Origin of the sequence: Methylorubrum thiocyanatum (genome assembly GCA_014138645.1) — a bacterium.
In the GTDB taxonomy this organism is placed as follows: Bacteria; Pseudomonadota; Alphaproteobacteria; order Rhizobiales; family Beijerinckiaceae; genus Methylobacterium; species Methylobacterium thiocyanatum.
The window spans coordinates 286,719-309,164 of record JACJIB010000003.1; the positions used below are offsets into that span (position 1 = coordinate 286,719).

The 22,446-nt window shown below is 69.0% G+C and carries 29 protein-coding genes; 11 read left to right on the forward strand and 18 right to left on the reverse strand.

What is annotated here, in order from left to right; all coding sequences use genetic code 11:
• Nucleotides 1-101: 101 nt before the first annotated feature.
• From HNR51_RS08815 to HNR51_RS08830, 4 genes are all read right to left on the reverse strand, one after another.
• On the reverse strand, nt 102-359 hold the full coding sequence (locus tag HNR51_RS08815; protein ID WP_012454887.1) for a hypothetical protein: 258 nt from the start codon (nt 357-359) through the stop codon (nt 102-104).
• 216 nt (nt 360-575) lie between these two features.
• Nucleotides 576-3,242: a pyruvate, phosphate dikinase gene (gene ppdK / locus HNR51_RS08820; protein ID WP_182554704.1), complete on the reverse strand. Its 2,667-nt coding sequence runs from the start codon at nt 3,240-3,242 to the stop codon at nt 576-578.
• Nucleotides 3,243-3,519: 277 nt separating this feature from the next.
• Complete coding sequence (locus HNR51_RS08825) at nt 3,520-3,672, reverse strand: DUF3096 domain-containing protein (protein ID WP_012454889.1); 153 nt, start codon at nt 3,670-3,672, stop codon at nt 3,520-3,522.
• A gap of 107 nt (nt 3,673-3,779) precedes the next feature.
• Nucleotides 3,780-4,475 carry a L,D-transpeptidase gene (locus HNR51_RS08830; RefSeq protein ID WP_012454890.1) on the reverse strand — a complete coding sequence of 232 codons (696 nt, stop codon included), beginning with the start codon at nt 4,473-4,475 and terminating at the stop codon, nt 3,780-3,782.
• A gap of 199 nt (nt 4,476-4,674) precedes the next feature.
• Between HNR51_RS08830 and HNR51_RS08835 the strand changes: the two genes are divergently transcribed.
• Both HNR51_RS08835 and HNR51_RS08840 read left to right on the forward strand, forming a co-directional pair.
• Complete coding sequence (locus HNR51_RS08835; RefSeq protein WP_012454891.1) at nt 4,675-5,118, forward strand: VOC family protein; 444 nt, start codon at nt 4,675-4,677, stop codon at nt 5,116-5,118.
• 118 nt (nt 5,119-5,236) lie between these two features.
• The gene (locus tag HNR51_RS08840; protein WP_182554705.1) at nt 5,237-5,497 is read left to right on the forward strand and encodes a hypothetical protein; all 261 of its coding nucleotides are present in this window, start codon (nt 5,237-5,239) and stop codon (nt 5,495-5,497) included.
• Between the two features lie 47 nt (nt 5,498-5,544).
• On the opposite strand, the gene HNR51_RS08845 is transcribed toward HNR51_RS08840, so the two are convergent.
• Both HNR51_RS08845 and HNR51_RS08850 read right to left on the reverse strand, forming a co-directional pair.
• Nucleotides 5,545-5,994, reverse strand: a complete 450-nt coding sequence (locus tag HNR51_RS08845; RefSeq protein WP_141951806.1) for a Crp/Fnr family transcriptional regulator — start codon at nt 5,992-5,994, stop codon at nt 5,545-5,547.
• A 173-nt stretch (nt 5,995-6,167) separates the two neighbouring features.
• On the reverse strand, nt 6,168-6,416 hold the full coding sequence (locus HNR51_RS08850; protein ID WP_012454894.1) for a hypothetical protein: 249 nt from the start codon (nt 6,414-6,416) through the stop codon (nt 6,168-6,170).
• A gap of 203 nt (nt 6,417-6,619) precedes the next feature.
• On the opposite strand from HNR51_RS08850, the gene HNR51_RS08855 reads away from it, so the two are divergent.
• Entirely contained in the window at nt 6,620-6,808 is a 189-nt protein-coding gene (locus tag HNR51_RS08855; RefSeq protein WP_041371474.1) for a con-10 family general stress protein, read from the forward strand.
• A 120-nt stretch (nt 6,809-6,928) separates the two neighbouring features.
• Here the strand turns inward: HNR51_RS08855 and HNR51_RS08860 are convergent, their stop codons facing one another.
• Nucleotides 6,929-7,402, reverse strand: coding sequence for a MarR family winged helix-turn-helix transcriptional regulator (locus tag HNR51_RS08860; RefSeq protein ID WP_012454896.1), 474 nt, complete (start codon nt 7,400-7,402; stop codon nt 6,929-6,931).
• Nucleotides 7,403-7,520: 118 nt separating this feature from the next.
• Between HNR51_RS08860 and HNR51_RS08865 the strand changes: the two genes are divergently transcribed.
• Nucleotides 7,521-8,300: a DUF1499 domain-containing protein gene (locus HNR51_RS08865; protein WP_012454897.1), complete on the forward strand. Its 780-nt coding sequence runs from the start codon at nt 7,521-7,523 to the stop codon at nt 8,298-8,300.
• Between the two features lie 12 nt (nt 8,301-8,312).
• Here the strand turns inward: HNR51_RS08865 and HNR51_RS08870 are convergent, their stop codons facing one another.
• From HNR51_RS08870 to HNR51_RS08880, 3 genes are all read right to left on the reverse strand, one after another.
• Nucleotides 8,313-9,245, reverse strand: a complete 933-nt coding sequence (locus HNR51_RS08870) for an MBL fold metallo-hydrolase (RefSeq protein ID WP_182554706.1) — start codon at nt 9,243-9,245, stop codon at nt 8,313-8,315.
• 74 nt (nt 9,246-9,319) lie between these two features.
• Nucleotides 9,320-10,285 carry a DUF2865 domain-containing protein gene (locus HNR51_RS08875; protein WP_239681475.1) on the reverse strand — a complete coding sequence of 322 codons (966 nt, stop codon included), beginning with the start codon at nt 10,283-10,285 and terminating at the stop codon, nt 9,320-9,322.
• A 502-nt stretch (nt 10,286-10,787) separates the two neighbouring features.
• Nucleotides 10,788-11,087 carry a hypothetical protein gene (locus tag HNR51_RS08880; protein ID WP_182554708.1) on the reverse strand — a complete coding sequence of 100 codons (300 nt, stop codon included), beginning with the start codon at nt 11,085-11,087 and terminating at the stop codon, nt 10,788-10,790.
• A 109-nt stretch (nt 11,088-11,196) separates the two neighbouring features.
• On the opposite strand from HNR51_RS08880, the gene HNR51_RS08885 reads away from it, so the two are divergent.
• The gene (locus HNR51_RS08885) at nt 11,197-11,373 is read left to right on the forward strand and encodes a DUF1328 domain-containing protein (protein WP_012454900.1); all 177 of its coding nucleotides are present in this window, start codon (nt 11,197-11,199) and stop codon (nt 11,371-11,373) included.
• A gap of 73 nt (nt 11,374-11,446) precedes the next feature.
• On the opposite strand, the gene HNR51_RS08890 is transcribed toward HNR51_RS08885, so the two are convergent.
• Nucleotides 11,447-11,668 carry a NepR family anti-sigma factor gene (locus HNR51_RS08890; RefSeq protein ID WP_182554709.1) on the reverse strand — a complete coding sequence of 74 codons (222 nt, stop codon included), beginning with the start codon at nt 11,666-11,668 and terminating at the stop codon, nt 11,447-11,449.
• 186 nt (nt 11,669-11,854) lie between these two features.
• Between HNR51_RS08890 and HNR51_RS08895 the strand changes: the two genes are divergently transcribed.
• Together HNR51_RS08895 and HNR51_RS08900 are read left to right on the forward strand one after the other, a co-directional pair.
• Complete coding sequence (locus HNR51_RS08895; protein ID WP_012454902.1) at nt 11,855-12,658, forward strand: response regulator; 804 nt, start codon at nt 11,855-11,857, stop codon at nt 12,656-12,658.
• Nucleotides 12,659-13,110: 452 nt separating this feature from the next.
• Nucleotides 13,111-13,473, forward strand: a complete 363-nt coding sequence (locus HNR51_RS08900) for a hypothetical protein (protein WP_012454903.1) — start codon at nt 13,111-13,113, stop codon at nt 13,471-13,473.
• Between the two features lie 18 nt (nt 13,474-13,491).
• On the opposite strand, the gene HNR51_RS08905 is transcribed toward HNR51_RS08900, so the two are convergent.
• On the reverse strand, nt 13,492-14,031 hold the full coding sequence (locus HNR51_RS08905) for a CxxCxxCC domain-containing protein (protein ID WP_182554710.1): 540 nt from the start codon (nt 14,029-14,031) through the stop codon (nt 13,492-13,494).
• A gap of 119 nt (nt 14,032-14,150) precedes the next feature.
• Between HNR51_RS08905 and HNR51_RS08910 the strand changes: the two genes are divergently transcribed.
• The 3 genes from HNR51_RS08910 (at nt 14,151) to HNR51_RS08920 (ending at nt 17,043) form a co-directional block, all read left to right on the forward strand.
• Nucleotides 14,151-15,542, forward strand: coding sequence for an aminotransferase (locus HNR51_RS08910; protein ID WP_182554711.1), 1,392 nt, complete (start codon nt 14,151-14,153; stop codon nt 15,540-15,542).
• A gap of 333 nt (nt 15,543-15,875) precedes the next feature.
• Nucleotides 15,876-16,091, forward strand: coding sequence for a hypothetical protein (locus tag HNR51_RS08915; RefSeq protein ID WP_182554712.1), 216 nt, complete (start codon nt 15,876-15,878; stop codon nt 16,089-16,091).
• 37 nt (nt 16,092-16,128) lie between these two features.
• A complete protein-coding gene (locus tag HNR51_RS08920) occupies nt 16,129-17,043 on the forward strand; it encodes a metallophosphoesterase (protein WP_182554713.1) in 915 nt (304 codons plus the stop codon).
• 12 nt (nt 17,044-17,055) lie between these two features.
• Here HNR51_RS08920 and HNR51_RS08925 read toward each other — a convergent pair whose 3' ends face one another.
• From HNR51_RS08925 to HNR51_RS08950, 6 genes are all read right to left on the reverse strand, one after another.
• Nucleotides 17,056-17,274: a hypothetical protein gene (locus tag HNR51_RS08925; RefSeq protein ID WP_012454908.1), complete on the reverse strand. Its 219-nt coding sequence runs from the start codon at nt 17,272-17,274 to the stop codon at nt 17,056-17,058.
• Between the two features lie 56 nt (nt 17,275-17,330).
• Nucleotides 17,331-17,789 carry a GNAT family N-acetyltransferase gene (locus tag HNR51_RS08930; protein ID WP_182554714.1) on the reverse strand — a complete coding sequence of 153 codons (459 nt, stop codon included), beginning with the start codon at nt 17,787-17,789 and terminating at the stop codon, nt 17,331-17,333.
• Nucleotides 17,786-18,712 (reverse strand): DNA-3-methyladenine glycosylase family protein, encoded by a 927-nt coding sequence (locus tag HNR51_RS08935; RefSeq protein ID WP_182554715.1) that lies wholly within the window; start codon nt 18,710-18,712, stop codon nt 17,786-17,788. Before HNR51_RS08935 ends, HNR51_RS08930 begins: the two co-directional genes overlap by 4 nt.
• Before the next feature lie 49 nt (nt 18,713-18,761).
• Nucleotides 18,762-19,049 (reverse strand): hypothetical protein, encoded by a 288-nt coding sequence (locus HNR51_RS08940; RefSeq protein ID WP_012454911.1) that lies wholly within the window; start codon nt 19,047-19,049, stop codon nt 18,762-18,764.
• Between the two features lie 156 nt (nt 19,050-19,205).
• The gene (rnd, locus tag HNR51_RS08945) at nt 19,206-20,360 is read right to left on the reverse strand and encodes a ribonuclease D (protein WP_012454912.1); all 1,155 of its coding nucleotides are present in this window, start codon (nt 20,358-20,360) and stop codon (nt 19,206-19,208) included.
• A gap of 94 nt (nt 20,361-20,454) precedes the next feature.
• Nucleotides 20,455-20,844, reverse strand: a complete 390-nt coding sequence (locus tag HNR51_RS08950; protein WP_182554716.1) for a hypothetical protein — start codon at nt 20,842-20,844, stop codon at nt 20,455-20,457.
• Between the two features lie 169 nt (nt 20,845-21,013).
• Between HNR51_RS08950 and HNR51_RS08955 the strand changes: the two genes are divergently transcribed.
• Entirely contained in the window at nt 21,014-22,270 is a 1,257-nt protein-coding gene (locus tag HNR51_RS08955; RefSeq protein WP_182554717.1) for a D-alanyl-D-alanine carboxypeptidase family protein, read from the forward strand.
• Nucleotides 22,271-22,446 lie beyond the last annotated feature (176 nt).

Consider the following 22,446-nt stretch of genomic DNA (forward strand, 5'->3'; position numbering starts at 1 on the left):
ACACTCCACACTCACGAGCGGCCGGAGGCTTCAGCTTAGTCCAAGCCGAAGCGACCGTTCCTCACGAGCGGAGTTTAATCGTGAACGTGGTTGCCGGACGGTTAAGGCGTCGGGCGGCCGTGGCGCTGGAGCATGCCGTCGATCAGGACGGCGACGTAGCCGCTGCCGTTCTGCGAGGCAATGATCGCCCGACCGGCTTCGCGCCCGTTGCGGTCGGCCTCGAGATAGACGAGCCCGACGACGCCGGCCGCGGCCGCCAAGGTCGCAATGATCCAGAGATAGGCGAGCTGCATCGCCCGGTGACCGGGGACGACGGCGCGATGGTCGAGAAGGGCGGAGGGAGAGTCGGGATTCGACATGGCTGGAAGTCCCGCGTGCGCCCTGGTCGGAAGACCCATCGGCGCGCACCGCGCTGAGGTCTTCCGCTAGCAGGTAACGTGCCCGGGCAACACGGGTTCAGGACGCTGTCCGCAAAATTATTGCGAAGCTTGGTTCCGCTCCGTAGAGGCCCCCGCGGGCCATGGCCCGCGGGGTCGCTGTTCGCCGATTTCAGGCGTCGGTCTCAGGCGTCGGTCTCAGGCGTCCTTGCCGAGCGCCGCCTGCGCCGCGGCGAGGCGGGCGATCGGCACGCGGAAGGGCGAGCAGGAGACGTAGTCGAGGCCGACTTCCTGGCAGAAGCCGATCGAGGCCGGGTCGCCGCCGTGCTCGCCGCAGATGCCGAGCTTGAGCCCGTCGCGGGTCGCACGGCCGCGCTCGGCGCCGATCTTCACCAGCTCGCCCACGCCCTCCTGATCGATCGACACGAACGGATCGACCGAAAGGATGCCCTTCTGGGTGTAGGGCCCGAGGAAGGTGGCCGCGTCGTCGCGCGAGATGCCGAGCGCCGTCTGGGTGAGATCGTTGGTGCCGAAGGAGAAGAACTCCGCGGTCTCGGCGATCTCGCCGGCCTTGAGCGCCGCGCGCGGTAGCTCGATCATCGTGCCGACCTGATATTCGAGCTTGGCGCCGGTCTCCTCCGTCACGGCCTTGGCCATGGCGTCGATGCGGGCCTTGACGATGTCGAACTCCATCCGCGTGAACACCAGAGGCACCATCACCTCCGGGGTCACCGGTGCGCCGGTATCCTTGGCCGCCTGCACCGCCGCCTCGAAGATCGCGCGGGCCTGCATCTCGGCGATCTCGGGGAAGGCGATGGCCAGCCGGCAGCCGCGGAAGCCGAGCATCGGGTTGTGCTCGGAGAGTTCGCGGATGCGGTTGCGGATCTTATCCTCCGGGATGCCGGTGGCCGATTGGACCTCGCGGATCTCCTCGTCCGTGTGCGGGAGGAACTCGTGCAGCGGCGGATCGAGCAGGCGGATCGTGACGGGCAGGCCCGACATGATCGTGAACAGCTCGACGAAATCCTGACGCTGATAGGGCAGGATCTTCGCGAGCGCCGCGCGGCGCCCTTCCGTGTCGTCGGCGAGGATCATCTCACGCACCGCGACGATCCGGTCACCCTCGAAGAACATGTGCTCGGTGCGGCACAAGCCGATGCCTTCCGCACCGAACTTGCGGGCGGCGCGGGCATCGGCCGGGGTGTCGGCGTTGGTGCGCACCTTCATGGTGCGGACCGCATCCGCCCATTCCATCAGCGCGGCGAAGTCGCCCGACAGCTCCGGCTGGAGCATCTTGACCTCGCCCTCGATCACCTGTCCGGTCGAGCCATCAATGGTGATGACGTCGCCGGCCTTCAGGGTCACGCCACCGACGGTGAGCGTCTGCGCCTTGTAGTCGATCCGGATCGAGCCGACGCCGGAGACGCAGGGCTTGCCCATGCCGCGGGCGACCACCGCCGCGTGGCTGGTCATGCCGCCACGGGTGGTGAGGATGCCCTCGGCGGCGTGCATGCCGTGGATGTCCTCCGGCGAGGTCTCAATGCGCACGAGGATGCAGCGGCGCTCGGCCTTCTTGGCGGCTTCCGCCGCTTCCGAGTTGAACACGATCTCGCCCACCGCCGCGCCCGGCGAGGCCGGCAGGCCGCTGGCGATCACCTTGCGCTCGGCATCCGGGTCGATGGTCGGATGCAGGAGCTGGTCGAGCGCGCCCGGCTCGATGCGCTTGACCGCCTCTTCCTTGGAGATCAGGCCCTCGCCCGCGAGTTCGACGGCGATGCGCAGGGCCGCCTTGGCGGTGCGCTTGCCGTTGCGGGTCTGGAGCATCCAGAGCTTCCCGCGCTCGATGGTGAACTCCATGTCCTGCATGTCGCGGTAGTGCTTCTCGAGGATCCCGTAGATCCGCGTCAGCTCGGCGAAGCTCTCAGGCATCGCCTTTTCCATCGACGGCTTGTCGGACTTGGCCTCGATGCGGGCCTTTTCGGTGATGTCCTGCGGCGTGCGGATGCCCGCCACCACGTCCTCGCCCTGGGCGTTGATGAGGAATTCGCCGTAGAGCGCGCTCTCGCCCGTGGAGGGGTTGCGGGTGAAGGCGACGCCGGTGGCCGAGGTGTCGCCCATATTGCCGAACACCATGGCCTGGACGTTGACGGCCGTGCCCCAGCTCTCGGGGATGTTGTTCAGCTCGCGGTACTTCTTGGCCCGCGGGATCATCCAGGAATCGAACACGGCGCCGATCGCGCCCCAGAGCTGGTCCTCGGGCTTCTGCGGGAAGTCCGAGCCGTGCTCGTCGCGGACGATCTTCTTGTAGACGCCGATGAGGTGCTTCCAGTCGTCGGCCTTCAGCTCGGTGTCGAGGTTGAGGCCCTTCTCCTCCTTGTAGTGCTCCAGCGCCTCCTCGAAGGCATGGTGCTCCACGCCGAGCACGACGTTCGAGTACATCGTGATGAAGCGGCGGTAGGAGTCGTAGGCGAAGCGCTCGTCGTCGGCGTCCTTGGCCAGGGCCTCGACGGTGGTGTCGTTCAGGCCGAGGTTGAGCACCGTGTCCATCATGCCCGGCATGGAGGCGCGGGCACCGGAGCGGACCGAGACGAGCAGCGGCTTGTCGGCATCGCCGAAGCGGCGGCCGGTGAGCCTTCCGACGGTGTCGAGCGCCGCGTTCACAGCGTCCTTCAGCTCCGCCGGATAGGTCTCGCCGTGCTCGTAATAGCAGGTGCAGACTTCCGTGGTGATGGTGAAGCCGGGTGGCACCGGAAGGCCGAGGTTCGACATCTCGGCGAGGTTGGCCCCCTTGCCGCCGAGGAGGTTGCGCATCGACGCCTCGCCCTCGGCCTTGCCGTCACCGAAGGAATAGACCCATTTCGTCATCAGTCTCTCCGCTGGACGGATATGGCGACTTGAAGCGCCGCTCACGCGGGCGTGGCGCATCTCATGTCGCAGTGCAAGGATAAGCTTCGTCTCACTCCACGATGAGGAGTGACGATATGATAGCTCTGTCAGAGCCTAGAGCGCTCGCCGCAAAAAGGGGAGTGCGCCCCGGCGCAGACGGGCGCGGGACGGCGAGATTGCACTGCGAAAACCGGATCCCGGCCCATCGCCGGACTTCTGAACCGCGGCCGCTCGCGATCGCTCCGCGCGGCCCCCGTCAGGAGAAGTGCCGCAGAACGCCCAGGCCGATCAGACCGACGACGATCAGGTAGATCGCCACGATGTAGTTCAGCAGCCGCGGCGCGATCAGGATCAGGATGCCCGCCAGGATCGCGACGATCGGCTGGAGGTGCGAGAGGGTGATGGTCATGGACGGGTGTTCGGAGGCGCTCCCGCGGTCAAGCTTGACCGCGGGATGAGGACGCACGACGCGGCCCAAAGGTTCCCGGACGGACGCTTCCGAGCATCTTTGGCCGGTCAGACGCGGTACTTGCCGTTGCGCTTGACCACGACGCGGGCGCCGACGGGGACGCGCTCGTAGAGATCGACGATGTCCTCGTTGAGCATGCGCACGCAGCCCGAGGACATCTGCTCGCCGATGCTCCAGGGCTCGTTGGTGCCGTGGATGCGAAACAGCGTGTCGCGGTTGCCATTGTAGAGGTAGAGCGCGCGCGCCCCGAGCGGGTTGTCGATGCCGCCCTTGCGCGAGCGCTCGATGCCCGGATTGAGCGAGACCATCGTCGTGGTCGGGCTCCAATCCGGCCACACGCCCTTGCGGCCGACCCGTGCGTCGCCCTTCCACGAGAACCCGGCCTTGCCGACGCCGACCCCGTATTGCAGCGCGGTACCGCCCTCCTGCACGAGGGCGAGCTGGCGCTTGTCGATGTCGACGACGATCGTGCCCGGCGCCTCGGGGCCGCTATAGGCGACCTCCTGACGGCGATATTTCGGGTCGATGCGCGACCGGTCGACGAGCGGCACGTCGAACGGCTTGTCCGGCATCGTGCCGATATACCAAGCCGCATCATCGTCACCGCCGGCCATCGGACCAGGCTTCGAGGTCTTGCAGGCCGCGAGCGGGACAAGGCAGAGCGCGGCGAGCATCACCCGGCGAGCGGCCATGCGGGGAGCGTTCTTCGGGGCAAACTTCTGGGCGGTCCTGGGGGCTGCCATGGCGGCTCCTGTCGTCGCCGCCCGGGGCGGGTTGGCGTTACAAGTCATGGCCCATGACTACCCGCCCTTGCCCGGATCGGGTGTGACTTCGAGGCCGCATCGGGCGAGGAACGTTGCCGTGAGGTCGCCTCGTCGGAAGCACGGGGAGCGTTATCTGCGGCGCAAAATCGCGTGAGCGGCACGGACGAAGGAGAGACGGATGCCCGAGACCGAGACCCAGCTCGTCGAGGCGACGGGCGCCGACATCGCCGCGCTCGCGCCAGCGATCCATCTCGATCACTGCGTCATCCACGTCTCCGACTGGGACCGCGCGACTGCCTTCTACCGCGACGTGCTGCGGGCCGAGGTGATCCCCTTCGGCAAGGGCGTGGTGTTCCGCTTCGGTGGGGTGCAGCTCAACGTGCACGGTCCCGGCCAGATCGGATCGCCGCGGGCGCGGGAGCCGGTCATGCCCGGCGGCAGCGACCTGTGCTTCCGATGGTCGGGCTCGATCGAGGAGGCGATCGCCCATCTCACCGCCCACGGCGTCCCGGTCGAACTGGGTCCGGTGGAGCGGAACGGGGCGGCGGGACAGGGCGTGAGCGTCTATTTCCGCGATCCCGACGGCTCGCTGATGGAGTTCATCACCTATCCGACCCCGTGACGCCGCCTCCATGACTTCGACATCGTGACGCGCCGGCCGCAGGGCCGGGCCCGCAACCGGGCGCCGCGATCGGCGGTTACTCGGACATGCACCCCGCAGATCGGAGAAGGAGCAAGCAATGAAGGGCTTGACGATTGCGACGGCGGCCCTGGCTGTTGCGACCCTCTCGGCCGGCCCAGCCGCAGCCTTCGGCGCGGGCGGCGGGTCTTCGGGCGAGGGCGACGGGTACCTGCGGCAGGATCTGCAGAATCCCGGCTACATCGAGCCGAGCCCCTATGCCTACCGCAACGGTTACCGACCGAACGATCCGGGCGCCGAATACGAAGCCCGGCGGCGCGGCTATCCGATCTACGGCCAGTGGGGCTGGAAGTACCGCTAGGCAGCGGGGCCGCGCGCGGGGAGCGCTCGCGGGCGCAGCACCAGGGCTCAGGCGTTGCCGACGCGCTCGGCGAGCCGCTGGTTGGTCTGTTCGAGACGCACGGCGAGTTCGCGCATGACGGCGATGCTGATCTGCGGGAACTGCGCCAGTAGCTCGATGAAGACGTCCCGGTCGATCCGCAGGGCCGTCGTCGCCGTATCGGCGATCACGGTCGCGGAGCGCGGCTGATCGGCCAGGATGCCCATCTCGCCGACGAGGGCATTGGGACCGAGCAGCGCGAGGCGCACGGGGCCGAACGGTCCGTCGATGGAAACCGCTGCGGAACCTTCAAGGATGAGATAGGCCGCGTCCGCTGCCTCGCCGCGGGCGAAGAAGGCTTGGCCCGCCTCGAAATGCACGCGCTCGCTGGTGAAGGCCAGGAGCTTGAGCCGCGACGGCTCCACCTCGCGGAACAACGGCACCTGCCGCAGGGACATCACCTCGGTGTCGAGGGTCATGGACTCACTCCGATGCGCCTCCAGGGCGGCCGGCGAAAGGCCCGCGGGTAGACGCAGGCGCGGGCCGTGTCAAAGCGGCGAGGCCATCGCGCCTCTGGAGAGCGAACGGGCGGCTTCCGCCGAACCATCCCAAAGTCGGGGACGCCCGGACAGCGGCATCATAATGCCGTCGGTCAGCCGTCGCGGTCGGTCGACAATCCGACTTCACCGGGGCCGGGCGGGTTGCGCTTGAGGCTGGCGTTCGGCTGCGGCGAGTCGATCGGCTCCTCGTTCGTGGTGGGCGTCAGGCTGTCCTCCGGAGCCGGCATCGCCGGAAGCGGCGTGCGATTGGGTTCGGGCAGGCCGGTGCCGCCTGACACCCCAGTCGGGGGGCCGCCGGCCTTGGCGATAAGCGAAGCCTTCACCATGTATCGGTTCGTCATTCTGGCTCCTTACGGCTGTCGGCGGGGATGTGGACGGGCCTGTGGAGACCTGTTCACAACTCCGCGCGACGCGCGGTCATGAGCAGCGCTAACGTTTGGATGAAACAGCGGTTTCCCCGAGCTCGGCCGTCGATACAGCCAAGGAACAATCGAAAGGGATGATGGTTGAGGAAGGTGTGAAGAGTTAGCCTGAGGAGGCGCTGATGGCATCTGGTAATTCCACCTCGAAGCGAGGTTTCGCTTCCATGAATATCGAGCGGCAGCGCGAGATCGCCAGTAAGGGCGGTCGTTCGGTGCCGGCCGAGAAGCGGTCGTTCTCGCAGGATCGTGAGTTGGCGTCGTCCGCCGGCCGCAAGGGCGGCCAGTCGACGGGCCGCACCGGCGAGGCTTAATTCGGCCGAGGCGGATCCGGGCGTGACGTGCACGTCCGACCGCCTGGCCCTTTCGAAATCAAGAATTATATTTCAATCTACGGACGCTATGGGCGTCTGTTTCTTTTTTCGCTCGTGGGGTCAGCTTGACGCGTCGGTGCGGGCCAGTTCGCGCCATTTGACGACGAGTTCCTCGAACGTCTCCAGTTCGGCCTCATCGAGACGGCCCAAGGTCCGCGCGACATAGGCGGCCTGCGCCGCGATGCCACGCTCGGCGACCGCTGCCCCGGCCGGTGTCAGATGGAGCGCGTGGGAGCGGCGATCGCCGGGGATCGGCCGGCGCTCGACCAGTCCGGCATCGACGAGCCGGTCGATCAGCCCCGAAACATTGCCCTTCGTCACGTAGAGCCGGGCGGCGAGTTCCTGCTGTGTCAGTCCCTCGCGCTCACTCAACGTCGACAGCACATCGAACTGCGGAATCGACAGGCCGAGGTCCCGCAGTTCAGCGGCCACCGCGGCGGTGACGCGCCGGCTAAGGCGGATGAACCGAAACCAGACCCGCAGCGGATCGACGGCCTCGGCGTTCGAAGCGGGGCGGGCTTGACGCTCGGACATGTCCGTCCAGCTTGTAGCAGAGGGCGGGGCGCCGGGCAGCCGAGTGGCGCACGTCACCCCCAGCCTGTAGACTGGCCAGCGGATTTTCCTTCCCCCACACCTTCCATTTTCCGGGACCATGCGTCGTCAGCTTCTCGATGAACCGGTGACGCGGGCCGGCCGCTACGCGCGGACCCTGGCCCTGTTCTCCCTGATCGTGACCGCCATGGCCGTTCTTATCGTGCGCAGCCCGTCGGCCGAGCCGGCGCCGGCCCTGGCGGTACTGGGCAGCGGGATCGCCCTTTCCGTGATTGCCGTCGCCTTCGCGCTGTTCGCGATGGCGCGGGTGTGGCGCGAGGGCGCGGGCGGTCTCGGAGCGGCGATCGGCGGCCTCTTTCTGGCGAGCCTCGTCCTGGCCTATCCGGCCTATGCCGCGCTCAAGGGCGTGCGCCTTCCGGCGCTCACCGACGTGACGACGGATATCGAGCGCCCGCCCGCCTTCTCGCGCTCGCGCCTCGCCTTCGCCGCCCGCGACGGCCGCTATCCGCCCGAGCCCGGACCGGCGACGCGCGAGGCGCAGCGCGCGGCCTATCCGCAGATCGCGCCTCTCACCCTCGACGTGGAAGCCGACGAGGCGTTCGAGTTGGCGCGCAAGGCCGCCGTGAACCGCAAATGGCAGATCGTCGAGGCGATCCGGCCCGGCGGACGGATCGGCAACGGCCGGATCGAGGCGGTGGCCCATACCCGGATCCTGAACCTGCCGGCCGACATCACCGTGCGGGTCCATCCGCGTGCCGATGGCGCACGCATCGACGTCCGCTCCGCCTCCCGGATCGGCGACCGCGATTTCGGCGACAATGCTGACCGGATCCGCTCCTATCTCGACGAGGTCGCCAACCTCGCCATCGCCCTCAAGTAGCGCGCCGGCCATTCAGGCGGGCCGAAACGTCCCGCCGAGAAGGGGCGGCCCGTCGGTGACGGCGAGGCCTCGCTCCACCAGATCTTCCAGATGGGCGAAGACGGAGAGGGCGGCCGCGCCGAGGAGGTGGGGCGCGAGGCCCTGGTAGACGGTGCGGACGATGGCCGCGATGTCGTGGTCGCCCGCGGCGAGCCGGGCGCGGATCGCCGCCTCGCGCTGGCGTCGATGGGCGGCCAGACCGCGCACGAAGCGGCGCGGATCGCGCACGGGCCCGCCATGACCCGGCCAGTACAGCGTCTCGCCGCGCTCGCGCAGGCGGTCCAGGGACTCCATGTAGGCCCGCATCGACCCGTCGGGCGGTGCGACGATGGAGGTCGACCACCCCATCACGTGATCGCCAGAGAACAGCACGTTCTCCTCCGGCAGGGCGAAAGCGAGATGGTTCATGGTGTGGCCCGGCGTCGCCACGGCGGTGAGCGTCCAGCCGTCGCCATCCAGACTTTCCCCGTCAGCCAGTTCCCGGTCGGGCCGGTGCTCGCGGTCGGCGCTGGCATCCAGAGCCGGCAATTCGTTCTCGGCCAGTTGCCGCGCGGCCCGGTGCGGGCCGCATCCGACGATCGGCGCGCCCGTGCGCGCCTGGAGGAGGCGCGCCCCCGGCGAATGATCGCGATGAGTATGGGTGACGACGATGGCCGCGACCCGCTCGCCGGCGAGCGAGGCGAGCAGCCCCTCGATATGCCCGGCGTCGTCCGGCCCCGGATCGATCACCGCGACCCGGCCGTGGCCGACGATGTAGCTGCAGGTTCCGCTCGCGGTGAAGGGGCCGCCATTGGGGCAGATCCGTCTCCGCACCAGCGGGCTCAGCGCTTCCGTCTGCCCTGAGACGGGCAGGGCGCTCTCGAAGCCGGGCGCGGGGCCTTGCGTGTCCGCGGACGATTCACTCATGGCAACGGCTTCAAACGACGACGGGGCCGCCCGCCTACGACAGGCCGGCGCGTTCGCCAACTCGCCCGGAGCGCTCAGCGACCGAAGGGCGAGGGCGACACGACGCGGACCGGCGCGAAGCCCTCGCCGCGGGCGGCGACCGGCGCGAAGCCTGCCGGCGCCGCATCGATCCGCGCCGGCATGATCTGCGCCTCGGCGACGCGGAGTCGACGGGGTTCGGTCCGCGCCGCGCGCAGAACCTCGCGGAACGCCAGACGCGCCGCGTCGCGGCGGAGGGCGCCGACCCGATCCTCGATGGCATCGCGGCGCTGCCGGCCCAGGGCAGCGATCCGGTAATCGACGAGTACCGGCCCCTTTGGAGACAGACCGGCGACGAGATCCGCCCCCTCCTCGGAGCCGACCACATCACCGGGGCGCAGGGTACGGTCCGCGGCCAGCGTCATCAGCGGACCTGCGACGCCCGGCGGCTGGCAGGCGCAGTTCTCGACCCGGATGCGGCGGAAGAGGTGGGCCGAGGCCGTGCGGCGATAGGCTCGACCGTCGAGACCGACGGCTTGGTCGAGTTCGGAGCGACCGGGCGCCAGGGTGAACAGGTCGGTGGTCGCGTTGGGGCAAGCGGCGGCGCAGGCCGCGGCATGGATGGGAAGGTCGGTCCGCGACCGCAGGCGGCCCAGCGGAAAGACATAGCCGTCACACCGGCGCACGCAGACCGTCCGCGTTCCTGCCGCGAAAGCGGCCGGGCTCGGGCTCCGCTCCTGGCCGCCGGCGCTCACCGGGCGGGCATCGAACCGCGGCGTCCGCTGCACCAAGCGATGTCCGGCTGAGCGCGGCGCGTCGGGGAGCGCCGCGTAGCGCCGCGGCGGCGTCGATGCCGGCTTGGCGACCGGCACCGGCGTCGGGGCGCCGACGCCGAAGATGGTCTCGAACAATCCGTTCAGCAGTCCGCGCTCGGAGGCGCGCACCATCGTCGCCGCGCTCGTGGCGCCGAGGCCGATGAGCAGACCCAAGAGGGCGGTGGCGACGAGAGGACGCCGCGGCACGGTTGCGGAATCCGCATCGCTCTTCGCCGTCCATGCGCCGGGGGCGCGCTTGCCGAAACCCATCTCCGCCGTCCCCGTCGATCCGGTGCGCGCGACGCACCCGCATCACGGGCATGACGGGCCGGATGCCTCGCCCGGCCTCGAGCTAGGCCGCCCGTCCTGGCGGTGACAATTTCGTAGAAACCACGCAGGGACGAACGCCCCGCCCCTTTGCGTCGCCAAAATCGGGTCTGCCGACACGCAAAGCCTTGCGCCGCCAGCGTCATCGGGTTCGTCCATCAAATCAGTCGAGCGCTCGAAGCGAGGGCGAGGCTGTGGAAACCGGGAAGGCACGAAAAAAGCGCCGCCCATCCGGACGGCGCTCGAGATCATGACGTTGGGGTCGAGGGAAGCGATCCGCCTTCGCGCAACGCCCGATGCGACTTGACCGGGTCACTGTCTTCCCCGTCCGGTTCGGCACGCATCCGTGGCGAATCCGGCGACCATTTCAGCGGACTGCGCTCTAGCGGCGGCGAGCCGATTTTACACGAACCGGAATGGGCTGCACGACCGGCTGCGGCGACAGCGTCGACACGAGCCGCGCGGCGGCCTCAAGCGCGGTCTTCGCTTGAGCGATGCCTTTGGCAAGGCCGGGAACTAAGGGCATTTTCTGTGCGGGCACGCCAGAGGCCTCCTTCACATGATCAAGTCTGATCGTCGTCTGGTCGTCTTGCAGTGAGATGGTGACGAACGGCCGGATTTGCCAGTCGGTTCCGAGGGCCTGCGACGCAGGGCACCGGACCGCCTCACCTGTCGTAATCAAGTCTTCACGCCGTCGGAAGCCCTCAAAGGAACCTGCGACGAAAACTTGGCGTTATTGCTTCCAAGAGGCTGCGGCACGGGCCGCGCCAGTTGTTGGAAGGAAGTTCGACATGCTCGGGTGGGCTGTTACGTTCCTGGTGGTTGCCCTCGTCGCGGCCCTGCTGGGCTTCGGCGGCATCGCCGGCACGGCCATGGAGGCCGCCAAGCTCGTGTTCTTCGTCGCGATCGTCCTGTTCGCGATCTCGGCCGTGATCGGCCTGATGCGCGGTCGCTCGACGACCTTGTAACCGTCGCATGACAGAAGGGCCGCACCCGGCATCGGGGCGGCCCTCACCGCCGAAAGATAGTACGGCACAGAGATCAGGCTTCCGTGGGATCGTCCGGCTTCGGCTGCTCATCCTCGAGCCGCGCGATCAGGTCCCGAAAACGGTCCGGAATCGGCTGTTGCACGACGGAATCGTAGAGGGCGCGCAGGTGATTTCCGATGCGCCGCTGCGTCTGGTCATTCAAACCGTTCTCGCCACGCACCCGAGTGGCCCGGCCCCCCTGCGGGAACCCGCCAGCCGGCTCGTCCTCGTTCATGCTTTCAAGATCCCCTTGCCGCCACACCCGCCGCGATTGTCTTGCAGCTTGACATGAGTCATGGCTGCAGCAGCAACGCGGCCATGCGGCATGAGTTCCGCGCGGTTCAGGAACGGACGTCGCGCCCCCGCGTTAGGGGCGCAGCGACAAGCGAAGAGCGAAGAGCGAAGAGGCTCAGGGGAATTCATGTCGACAGCACAACTGGTCGTGCAGCACCTTCCGTACCTGCGCCGTTACGCGCGCGCGCTCACGGGCAGTCAGGTCGCCGGTGACGCCTACGTCGCGGCCACACTCGAGACGCTGGTTAACGAACCCGAGACCCTGGGTCGCAGCACCAACGTCAAGGCCGACCTGTTCCGCGTGTTCACGCGGATCTGGAACTCGCTGTCCGTGAACGGCCACAGCGATCAGGTGCAGCACGATCTGCCGGCCGAAGTCCGACTCGGCCAGATCACGCCGCTGCCCCGGCAGGCGTTCCTGCTCTCGTGCCTCGAAGGCTTCTCGGAGGAGGATGCGGGCGTGATCCTCGATGTGGACGTGAGCAAGGTGCGCGACCTCGTGGACGAGGCCGGCCGTGAACTCGCGGCCGACATGGCGACCGAAATCCTCATCATCGAGGACGAGCCGCTGATCGCCATGGATCTGGAGGCCCTGGTCGAGGGACTCGGCCACAACGTCATCGGCGTGGCGCGCACCCGTACCGAGGCGGTCAAGATCGCCTCCGAGAACAAGCGCCCGGGCCTGATCCTCGCCGACATTCAGCTCGCCGACGGTTCGTCGGGCCTGGATGCGGTCAACGACCTGCTGAAGACCTTCGAAGTGCCGGTGATCTTCATCACCGCCTATCCGGAGCGCTTCCTCACCGGCGAGCGGCCGGAGCCGGCCTTCCTGATTGCCAAGCCGTTCCAGCCCGCCAACGTGTCCGCAGTCATCAGTCAGGCGCTGTTCTTCCAGCAGAGCGCCCGCCGCCGCGAGGCGCACAACGCCTGATCCGTCGCGTCAGAGACGCACCAGCAGGGCGCCGGCCACGTGGCAGGCGCCCTTTTTCGTGGGCGCTGGAAACCCGGGGGCTCGACCCTCAGGCGGGCGGATTCGCCACGCGGACGGCGCGCAACAAAAAACGGGCCGGACGATTGTCCGACCCGTGAAGAGGTTCCGGCCGATGCACAAGGGGAATGCGGGGAGGACCAGGTGGCCGGGTGCTTCTTCAACGAATGTCGGAGGCCTGGGTTCCGAAAGCCACACTCGAACGCCGATTTTTCATCCACAGATGCGATTTTGCCACGTCCATCCCACGCCGCCCGGGATCGGCATGGCCGCGCCGAGATCTCCGGATGAGGCTAGAATACTGACTTGATCCGAAGCGGGACAGTGAAGGAACCGAAGATCCGAAAGCAGCGTTGTGCTAACAACCTGTCAAGCTCCCATCGGAGATCGCAAAGATGCTTCGGACCGGCCTTGTCCTCGGTGTGAGTGTTCCCGCTGCGATCCTGACCCTGGCCCTGCTGCCGGTCGTCCGGCAGGAGGCCGATGCGATGGGGGCGCCGACCGCCCCGCGCGTCGCCTACGAGGCGCCCGCCACGGCCCTGCCGGGCATGCGCCCCTACTCCACGGCCCTCTACCCGATCCATGTCGCCACCGCGCGCCGCCCGGCCGCGCATACGGAGTCGGCCCCGGCCCGCTCCGCTCAGGAGGAGGTTCCGGCCAAGCCCCGGCGCCTGACGAAGGAAGGCTGCGAGGCGCCGCTCAGCTCCCTCGTCGGCCCCGAAGCGCGCCGCATGGTCCCCGGCCGCTGCATGACCTGATGCGGGGGTGCCTGGGCGTCAGGCCGGCTGAGAGACCTTTTCCACGTCGGCGGTGATTCCCGCCGGGCCCATCCGCTCACGGGCCACGAGCCGGTCGCCGGGCGCAAAGGCACCGAGGGGAACATCCCGGTCCGGCAGGATCACCGTCGTCAACGTGTTGACGTGGACGAGCACGTAGCGCTGGAGCGGCAGCGACGCCGCTGCCCATCGCCGCAGCTGGTCGTGATACGGCGCACGCTTCCAGGCCCCCGCCTGACCGGGGTCGACCTGGACATTGAGGAAGCGGGTCACGGGGTCGAGGCTCAGCACCATCTTGGCCCGGTCCGGCCGCCATTCCGGGCCGATCCAAGCTTCCGTCATCCAGAGGCAGTGGAAGGCCCGGCAATGATCGGGCCGCTCGGCATGGATGCCGCAGCCCCCGCCGGAGCGGACGTGGCGGCACCAGCGCCCGGCCGGGCTCTCGACCGCCGGCACGTGGTACACCTTGCAGCAGAGCGTGCAGGATCCGCAGACGCGGCCCGGAGCGGGCACGGCGACGATGGTGGCCGGATCGAGCATCGCAGGCGTTCGTGCGTCTTTCGGTAAAGTCGACGCCGCCTTCCTGAGGGAGATTGCGGCCGTTAGTGTGGCGGGGTTGCCGGCGCGCCCCGTCGGCGAAGTCTTCCGGCTGCCGCACCATGCTGTCGAACATCGCCGCCCGCGACGTCGAGACCCTGATCCACCCCTACACCAATCTCGCCACGTTCCGCGACACCGGCCCGCTGGTGCTGGAGCGAGGTCACGGCGTCTGGGTCTACGACACGGACGGGCGCCCCTATCTCGAAGGCATGGCCGGGCTGTGGTGCACGGCGCTCGGCTACGGAAATGAGGAGTTGGTGGAGGCTGCGGCCGAGCAGATGGGCCGGCTGCCCTTCGCCCACCTGTTCTCGGGCCGCAGCCACGATCCGGCGATCGAACTCGCCGAGACGCTCAAGGAACTGATGCCGGTCCCGACCTCGAAGATCTTCTTCACGTCGTCCGGCTCGGAGGCCAACGACGCGCAGGTCAAGCTGCTCTGGTACATGAACAACGCCCTCGGGCGCCCGCGCAAGAAGAAGATTATCGCCCGGAAGAAGGGTTATCACGGCGTCACCGTTGCGACCGCCTCGCTCACGGGGCTTCCCGCCAACCACGCCGACTGGGACCTGCCGATCGACGGCTTCCTGCACGCCGCCTGCCCGCATCATTACCGCGGCGCCGAACCCGGCGAGAGCGAGGAGGCCTTCTCCCAGCGTCTCGCGGCGGAACTCGAAGCGCAGATCCTGGCCGAGGATCCCGACACGGTGGCCGCCTTCTTCGCCGAGCCGGTGATGGGGGCGGGCGGCGCCATCGTCCCGCCCGCAGGCTACTTCGCCGCGATCCAGGCGGTGCTCGACCGCTACGACGTGCGCCTCGTCGCCGACGAGGTGATCTGCGGCTTCGGCCGGCTCGGAACGTGGTTCGGCAGCGAAGCACTCGGCATGCGGCCGGACACCCTGTCCTTCGCCAAGGCGCTGACTTCCGGCTACCTGCCGCTCGGCGGCATCAGCATCGACGAGCCGCTCTACCGGGCGATGCTCGACGAGAGCGTGAAGCTCGGCGGATTCGGCCACGGCACCACCTATTCCGGACATCCGGTCGCCTGCGCGGTCGCCAACCGCGCGCTGCACATCTACCGGCGCGACCGCATCGTCGAGCGCGCCGCCGAGCGCGCGCCGCATTTCCAGGCGGCCTTGGCGCGCCTCGCCGACCATCCGCTCGTCGGAGAGGCGCGGGGCCTCGGTATGATCGGCGGCATCGAGATCGTCGCCGACAAGCCGTCGAAGCGGCAGTTCGAGCCGAAGGCCGCGGTCGCGGCCCGCTGCGTCGCCTTTGCGCAGGACGAGGGGCTGATCGTGCGGTTTCTGGCCGGCGACCGCATCGCGGTCTGCCCACCCCTGGTGATCGAGCCGGACGAGATCGATACCCTGTTCGAACGCTTGGCCCGCGCCCTCGACCGCACTGCGGCATGGATCGCGCAGGAGCGTCTTGAAGCCATGCCGGCCACCTGAGCGATGGCCGGCAGCCAGCGGATGCAGTCGCGGGCTCTTCCGGCGTACATCGACCGAGGGCATTGCAAGGTGGCCGGCGCTGCATTGCACTATCGCGTGGCCGAGAAGCAACAACAGGCGATGCTCAATAGAACGCCTTGCTCGAAATCCAGGCTTGATGGAAGCTTTAAGCTTCCGTTCAGGTCACCGGATTGATCAAAGCAAGGACGGCATCTTCGCAATCTCGCCACGACCGGGGTGTTGAAGGGGCGTCCTGGCACCGTTCACGCGGTGCAGGAACAAGCCGCCGCGGCCGCGAACCGGCCGTCCCGACGAGCAAACAGGACAGGACCCATGTACGCCCCCAGCCGAACCCCGACCTTCGCGGCCGAACCGGGTGGAAGCGCCCCGGTCACCGTGGCCGGGGATCGCGAGAACTTCCGCCCCGTCGCCCTTCCGGCGCTCGCCGCCGCCGTCCACGTCAGCAGCGCCGCCGTCAAGGCAGCGCGCGCCAAGGCAGAGGTCGGCACCCGCGTGCGCGTCGTCCACGAGGACGAGCCCGTCGATTGAGGCTTGACGCCGCCGTCGGTCTGTCGGCTCTGGCGGGATGCTCATCCTCCCGACCCGCAGGCAGGTCCTGGGCGGGTTCGGCGCCTCGGCGCTGACCCTCGGCTCCGGCGGCGCCTATGCCTTCGTGGTCGAGCCGCGGTTCCGTCTCGCGCTGACCCGCTACGGCCTGACCCCGCCGGGCTGGGATCCCACGCACCGGCTGCGCATCGCGGTGCTCGCCGACATCCATGTCTGCGAGCCCTACATGCCGCTCGACCGGGTGGCGGAGATCGTGGCGGCGACGAACGCCCTCGCGCCGGACCTGATCCTCCTGCTCGGCGATTACCCGGCCGGCCGGAAGGTCACGTGGCACCGGGTGCCGCTCCCCGACTTCGCGCGGCTCGCCGCCGAACTGCGCGCGCCGCTCGGCACCTACGCCATCCTCGGCAATCACGATTGGTGGGACGACCGGGAGGCGATGCGGGCCGGCAAGGGGCCGGTGGAGGTCCGCCGCCTGCTCGAAGCGCGCGGCATCCCGGTTCTAGAGAACGACACCGTGCGCCTCGTCCACGACGGGCGCCCGTTCTGGATCGCCGGTCTCGCCGATCAGGAGCCGTTCCTACCGATCGGCAGCCGCCGCAGCCTCGCCGACCTGCCGGGCACTCTGGCCAAGGTCACCGATGCGGCCCCCGTGATCCTGATGGCGCACGAGCCCGACATCTTCGTGGGTGTGCCCGCCCGCGTCTCACTCACGCTGTCGGGCCACACCCATGGCGGCCAGATCCGCCTGTTCGGCTACTCGCCGGTTCTGCCCTCTCGCTACGGCCAGCGCTTCGCCTACGGCCACGTGGTCGAGGAGGGGCGCCACCTGATCGTCTCCGGCGGTCTCGGCGTCAGCAGCGTCGGCATCCGCTTCGGGGTGCCGCCGGAAATCGTGCTGATCGAACTGGGCGGAGACGCGCCCGTATCCTGACGGGCCGTCTCCTCAGCCCTTCCGCGCCCCCGAGGCGCCGACATGCAGGAAGCTGCGCTCGCCGGTCGCGACCTCGGCCACGTGCTGGATCGTGTCGAGAAGCTGGGCGATCGGCCGCGGGCCGGCCTGGGCGACTAGCGCGTCCGGGGCGACCCGGCGGGCGTTGGTGCGCCCGGCCACGAGTTGTGCCTCGCTGAGGACATCGAAACTACGGCCGACTCGTCGGTTCATGGCTCTCTCTCCTGAACCCGACCGTGAGGCGGTCATGGTAAACGAGGCGTTAACGCTCACAGGACGAGGCGGTAGCGGCAGAAATCGTCGGCCGCGACAAAGCGCTCGTAGAGCCGCCGCGCCTCCGCATTCCCCAACTTCGTGTGCCAGTAGAGCCGCGACCAGCCCCGCATCGTCCCGAGATCGACGAGGTCGGCGATCAGCGCCCGGCCGATGCCGGCGCCCCGCGCTTCCGGCGCGACGAAAAGATCCTCCAGATAGCAGACCGGCGCGACGGTCCACGTCCCCTCGTGCAGGACGTTGACCGTCATGCCGACGAGCGTCCCGTCACAGGCCGCAAAGCGCGCGAAGACCGGAGAGGCCGGATCGAGGATGCGCCGCCAAGTCGCTGCGGTGACCGCCTCCGGCAGATCCTCGCCGTAGAAGGCAAGATAGCCGGCCCAGAGCCGGCGCCAGTCCGCCTCGTCGTCGGCGGCAGGATCGCGGATCAGTGCGGGCTTCCCGGCAGCCGTCATGGCATCCTCCGTGCCGCATCCTCGGCCCAGAGATGGATCGCGGCGTAGGCACGCCAGGGCCGCCACGCCGCCGCGCGATCGAGGAGGGCGACCCGGCCCGGTCGCCCGGCGCCGTCGTCGAGGGCGCGCATCAGCCCGACATCGCCCGCCGGGAAGGCGTCCGCCTGGGCCAGCGCGCGCATGGCGATGTAATGCGCGGTCCAGTCGCCGATGCCGGGCAGGGCCTTCAGCCGGGCGACCGTCGCGTCGAGATCGCCGCCGGGGGCGAAAAGATCGGGCGTGGCCAGCACCGCTGCGGCGAGCCCCTGGATCGCCCGGCCGCGCGCACGGGGCATGTTGAGCACGAGCGAGATTTCAGCCTCCAGAAGCTGCTCCGGCGTCGGGAAGAGGTGGGTCAGGCCCGGCTCATCCCCGTCCACCTCCGGACCGAGGGGCGTGCCGAAGGCCGCGACCAGACGGCCGGCCAGACGCGTCGCGGCCGCCACCGAGACCTGCTGGCCGAGGATCGCCCGCACCGCCAGTTCGAACCCGTCGAAGGCCCCGGGCATCCGCAACCCGGGCCGGCGCGCCACGAGCGCGGCCATCGTCGGATCGCGGCCGAGCCCGGCGGCGATCGCGTCCGCGTCGGCACCGAGATCGAACATCGCGCGCAGCCGCGCGAGGATCGCCTCGAAGGAATCACCAGCTTCGAGACCGCGGATGCGAACCGACAGGCTGCCCCGTTCGCAGGTGACGGACAGGGTGCCGGGCCGACCGGCGAGGATGAAGGTGCGGGCATAGCGGCCGGGCGTGACGGTCTCGACGCCGGGGCTGGCATGGTCGGCGAAGAAACGTTCGAGATGGCCCCAATCGTAGGGCGGACGCAGGGCGAGCCGGAAGCATGCGCCGTCCGTGCGGACCGTGGGCGAAGGGGCGAGGATCATCGTTGGGTGGCGGCGTGGCGCGAAGAACCGCGCCACTCTCGGGCGCGCGTCAGCCGGGCGCAACCGGTTCGGTGCTCTCGAATTCCGCGGTATCGCCGACGAGATCGGTGAGGGAGACCGCCAGGAGGCGGGTGTCCTTCAACTGCAGCGTCGCATCCGGCGTGAGCCAGAGCGGGTGCAGGGCGGCGTGCCGGCCCGTCACGCTGCCATGGGCGAGCACCGTGCCGTTGCGGCGCTCGATGACGAGCTTGTAGCGAACCTTGACCGGCTCGATCCCCTCAGCGGACAGGGCACCTCGGCCGCTCAGAACTTGTAGGACTTCGTTCGGCTCGAACATGAGGCGGGGGACAGCAGCCGGGACCGACAGGCAAAAAGATTTGCCACTTGATCCCGAACTACGTCACCGGCGTTCCGGCGCCAAGATCCTTCGATAACAGTCTCGCGCTTCTCCCACCGCTTCGGCGCTGCCGGGTCGGTGCGGGCGCCGACGCGATCACGGCAATTCGCGCACGGTCACGCGGCCGCGCTCGACCGCCAGAGCCATGCGCCCGTGCTTGAGCGCCAGCGCCTTGTCGCCGAACAGGCTGCGGCGCCAGCCTTGGAGCACGGCCACGTCCGCGTGATCGTCGTCGGCCAGCGCCTCGAGATCGTCCACGGTGGCGATGATCTTGGGCGCGACCCCCTCGGCCTCGGCCACCGCCTTCAGCAGCACCTTGAGCAGATCGACCAGGGCGCCGTTGCCGCCGCCGCGGGAGCGGCTGCGCTCGGGCACCGCGATCTGGGAGAGGTCGCGGGCGAAACCGCGCTCGACCGCGGCGAGGATCTCGGTGCCGGTGCGCGAGCGCTCGAAGCCGGCGGGGATCGTGCGCAACCGCCCCAGCGCCTCGACGCTGCGGGGCCCGGCGGTGGCGATATCGATCACCGCCTCGTCCTTCAGGATGCGTCCACGGGGGACGTTGCGGCTCTGCGCCTCCGCCTCCCGCCAGCCGGCGACCTCCATCAGCACCGCGATCTCCCGCGGCTTGCGCATCCGGCCGGAGAGCCGGCGCCACGCCTGGGCGGGTTCGGCCTGATAGGTCTCGGGCGAGGTGAGGACCGCCATCTCCTCGTCGAGCCAGAGGCCGCGATCGGTGCTGAGCAGCTCGGCGGCGAGCACCTGATAGATCGTCACGAGGTGGGTGACGTCGGACAGAGCGTAGGCGAGCTGCGCCTCGGAAAGCGGGCGGCGCGACCAGTCGGTGAAACGGGAGGACTTGTCGATGCGCGCCTTGGCGACGTCGTTGACGAGTTGCTCGTAGGAGACCGAGTCACCGTAGCCGCAGACCATGGCCGCGACCTGCGTGTCGAAGAACGGGTGCGGCAGGAGTCCGCCGAGAAGCCAGATGATCTCCAGATCCTGGCGGGCCGAGTGGAACACCTTCACAGTGCTCTCGTCGGCCATCAGCTCGAAGAACGGCTTGAGATCGAGATCTTTCGCCAGGGGATCGACGAGGCAGGCAAACCCGTCCGGCCCGGCCATCTGAATCAGGCAGAGCTTGGGATAGTAGGTCGTCTCGCGCATGAACTCCGTATCGACGGTGACGAAGGTTTGCGCGGCGAGCCGGGCACAGGCGTCGGACAGGGCCTGCGTTGCGGAGATCAGTTCCATAGACCGGCTATACCGGAGGTCGTGCGCTATCGCGAGACGACGAGGGGGCGCTTGTCCCCACGCGAATGCGTGGGATGCGGAAAACTTTGCCGCCTCACGCGGCGCGGGGGCGCTGACGCCCGCCGCGGGCCCTGCGCTGCGCCTCGGCACGGGCGAGGAGCCAGTCGAGGATGCCGGTCTCGATGCGGGTGCCGCTGGCCGGCTCCGTCAGTCGCCGGATGCGGTCGGCACGCAACCCGCGATAGAGGCCGTGCGCCCGGTCGGTGCCGCCGAGCAGGGTGCGGCCGGGCCCGAGCTTCAGCTCGCGCGCGTCCAGGATGCGGGTCGTCCAGGCGCCGCGGGCGTCCTCGTAGACGACCTCGAAGGCCCCTTCGAGGGGCAGCGTCCGCCACAGGCCGTGAGCCTCTCCGGACGGCGCCTGCGCCGCCGGACGGCGGGCCCGGGACGCGGGCGCAGTGGTAGGGTGAAAGTCTCGGAATTCCATGGGCTTGATATGGGATTTCGACCTGTTGTCCACAAGCGTGCGCGCAGCCCGCTGGGTGCGGTCGTGACGCGGTGCGAAAGCGAACTTTGGCTTCGGAATCGGATTGAATCCGGGCTAAGGTCACGCTTGGCGCGGGCGGGCGAAAATCAGGATCGCGGGAGAGGCGAGGATGAGTGAGACACGGTTCCGAGCGGCGCGCTGGGCGCTCGCGGGGATGCTGGCCGCGGTTCTGAACGCGGTCCTCCCGCCGGCGCCCGCCCGCGCCCAGACCTTCCAGACGGCGGCCGCCCACGCGATCCTGGTCGACGCCGAGTCCGGCTCGGTGCTGTTCGAGAAGGCCGCCGACGAGCCCTTCTCCCCGGCCAGCATGGCCAAGCTGATGACGGCGGAGATCGTGTTCCGCGCCATCAAGGAAGGGCGCCTCTCCATGGACACCGAATTCACGGTGACCGAGGACGCGTGGCGCCGGGGCGGTGCGGGCGGCGGCGGCTCGTCGATGTTCGCGCAGGTCAACAGCCGCATCAAGCTGTCCGACCTGCTGCGCGGCCTGATCGTCCAGTCGGGCAACGACGCGGCGATCACCATCGCCGAGAACATGGCGGGCACCGAGGAGGCCTTCGCCGGGATGATGAACCAGCGCGCCAAGGAGATCGGGCTGACGCGCTCGACCTTCCGCAACGCGACCGGCTACTCGGCCCCCGACCAGAAGGTGACTGCCCGCGACATGGCGCGGATCGCCCAGCACCTGATCGACAGCTACCCTGAATTCTACAAGATCTACTCCGAGCGCGAGTTCACCTGGAACAAGATCAAGCAGCAGAACCGCAACCCGCTCCTGACCCTCGATATCGGCGCCGACGGACTGAAGACCGGCTACCTTGAGGAATCGGGCTATGCTCTCACGGGCTCGGCGGTGCAGAACGGCCAGCGGCTCATCATGGTGGTGTCCGGCCTGAAGACCGCCCGCGACCGCGCGGCGGAGTCTCGCAAGATGATGGAATGGGGTTTCCGCGCGTTCGAGCCGCGGCAGGTCTTCGCCGCGAACGAGCCGGTGGCGGACGTGTCGGTCTTCGGCGGCGAGAAGGGCTCGGTGCCGGTGGTCGCCAACAAGCCCGTGCGCCTGCTGCTGCCCCGCGGCACCTCGGATCGGGTGACGGCCAAGGTCGTCTACCAGGGCCCGCTCGTCGCCCCGGTCGAGCAGGGCCGCGAGGTCGGGCGCCTGCGCGTCACCCGCGGCGACGTCCTCGCCCTGGAGCAGCCGCTCTATGCCGGCGAGACGGTGGAGGCCGGCACCCTGTCGCAGCGGGCGCTCGATGCGGCGATGGAAGTCGGCACCGACCTCGTCCGCCGCGCCTTCGAGAAGGCCAAGGGTGGCAACGCCTCCGGTGGCTCTTCCGCCGCCGGGACGGCGAACGGCAATTCGTGAGAGCCTTCCGGGTCCGGACCGAGAGCCCATCGTGACGAAGCGGCCAACGCTTCGTCGAGAGCGTGCGCGTGACGACATCGATCCTGACGCATCATCCCGAGAGGCGGTTTCCGGCTCTCGGGGAAAAGGCGATGCAAAAACAGAAACTTAAAGCATCGCGCCGGATCCGATATCCA

What these genes read in the sequence shown, in the direction of transcription:
- HNR51_RS08815 (WP_012454887.1), bottom strand. Translation starts at nt 359, where the DNA reads ATGTCGAATCCCGACTCTCCCTCCGCCCTTCTCGACCATCGCGCCGTC.
- ppdK (WP_182554704.1), bottom strand. Translation starts at nt 3,242, where the DNA reads ATGACGAAATGGGTCTATTCCTTCGGTGACGGCAAGGCCGAGGGCGAG.
- HNR51_RS08825 (WP_012454889.1), bottom strand. Translation starts at nt 3,672, where the DNA reads ATGACCATCACCCTCTCGCACCTCCAGCCGATCGTCGCGATCCTGGCG.
- HNR51_RS08830 (WP_012454890.1), bottom strand. Translation starts at nt 4,475, where the DNA reads ATGGCAGCCCCCAGGACCGCCCAGAAGTTTGCCCCGAAGAACGCTCCC.
- HNR51_RS08835 (WP_012454891.1), top strand. Translation starts at nt 4,675, where the DNA reads ATGCCCGAGACCGAGACCCAGCTCGTCGAGGCGACGGGCGCCGACATC.
- HNR51_RS08840 (WP_182554705.1), top strand. Translation starts at nt 5,237, where the DNA reads ATGAAGGGCTTGACGATTGCGACGGCGGCCCTGGCTGTTGCGACCCTC.
- HNR51_RS08845 (WP_141951806.1), bottom strand. Translation starts at nt 5,994, where the DNA reads ATGACCCTCGACACCGAGGTGATGTCCCTGCGGCAGGTGCCGTTGTTC.
- HNR51_RS08850 (WP_012454894.1), bottom strand. Translation starts at nt 6,416, where the DNA reads ATGACGAACCGATACATGGTGAAGGCTTCGCTTATCGCCAAGGCCGGC.
- HNR51_RS08855 (WP_041371474.1), top strand. Translation starts at nt 6,620, where the DNA reads ATGGCATCTGGTAATTCCACCTCGAAGCGAGGTTTCGCTTCCATGAAT.
- HNR51_RS08860 (WP_012454896.1), bottom strand. Translation starts at nt 7,402, where the DNA reads ATGTCCGAGCGTCAAGCCCGCCCCGCTTCGAACGCCGAGGCCGTCGAT.
- HNR51_RS08865 (WP_012454897.1), top strand. Translation starts at nt 7,521, where the DNA reads ATGCGTCGTCAGCTTCTCGATGAACCGGTGACGCGGGCCGGCCGCTAC.
- HNR51_RS08870 (WP_182554706.1), bottom strand. Translation starts at nt 9,245, where the DNA reads ATGAGTGAATCGTCCGCGGACACGCAAGGCCCCGCGCCCGGCTTCGAG.
- HNR51_RS08885 (WP_012454900.1), top strand. Translation starts at nt 11,197, where the DNA reads ATGCTCGGGTGGGCTGTTACGTTCCTGGTGGTTGCCCTCGTCGCGGCC.
- HNR51_RS08890 (WP_182554709.1), bottom strand. Translation starts at nt 11,668, where the DNA reads ATGAACGAGGACGAGCCGGCTGGCGGGTTCCCGCAGGGGGGCCGGGCC.
- HNR51_RS08895 (WP_012454902.1), top strand. Translation starts at nt 11,855, where the DNA reads ATGTCGACAGCACAACTGGTCGTGCAGCACCTTCCGTACCTGCGCCGT.
- HNR51_RS08900 (WP_012454903.1), top strand. Translation starts at nt 13,111, where the DNA reads ATGCTTCGGACCGGCCTTGTCCTCGGTGTGAGTGTTCCCGCTGCGATC.
- HNR51_RS08905 (WP_182554710.1), bottom strand. Translation starts at nt 14,031, where the DNA reads ATGCTCGATCCGGCCACCATCGTCGCCGTGCCCGCTCCGGGCCGCGTC.
- HNR51_RS08910 (WP_182554711.1), top strand. Translation starts at nt 14,151, where the DNA reads ATGCTGTCGAACATCGCCGCCCGCGACGTCGAGACCCTGATCCACCCC.
- HNR51_RS08915 (WP_182554712.1), top strand. Translation starts at nt 15,876, where the DNA reads ATGTACGCCCCCAGCCGAACCCCGACCTTCGCGGCCGAACCGGGTGGA.
- HNR51_RS08920 (WP_182554713.1), top strand. Translation starts at nt 16,129, where the DNA reads ATGCTCATCCTCCCGACCCGCAGGCAGGTCCTGGGCGGGTTCGGCGCC.
- HNR51_RS08925 (WP_012454908.1), bottom strand. Translation starts at nt 17,274, where the DNA reads ATGAACCGACGAGTCGGCCGTAGTTTCGATGTCCTCAGCGAGGCACAA.
- HNR51_RS08930 (WP_182554714.1), bottom strand. Translation starts at nt 17,789, where the DNA reads ATGACGGCTGCCGGGAAGCCCGCACTGATCCGCGATCCTGCCGCCGAC.
- HNR51_RS08935 (WP_182554715.1), bottom strand. Translation starts at nt 18,712, where the DNA reads ATGATCCTCGCCCCTTCGCCCACGGTCCGCACGGACGGCGCATGCTTC.
- HNR51_RS08940 (WP_012454911.1), bottom strand. Translation starts at nt 19,049, where the DNA reads ATGTTCGAGCCGAACGAAGTCCTACAAGTTCTGAGCGGCCGAGGTGCC.
- rnd (WP_012454912.1), bottom strand. Translation starts at nt 20,360, where the DNA reads ATGGAACTGATCTCCGCAACGCAGGCCCTGTCCGACGCCTGTGCCCGG.
- HNR51_RS08950 (WP_182554716.1), bottom strand. Translation starts at nt 20,844, where the DNA reads ATGGAATTCCGAGACTTTCACCCTACCACTGCGCCCGCGTCCCGGGCC.
- HNR51_RS08955 (WP_182554717.1), top strand. Translation starts at nt 21,014, where the DNA reads ATGAGTGAGACACGGTTCCGAGCGGCGCGCTGGGCGCTCGCGGGGATG.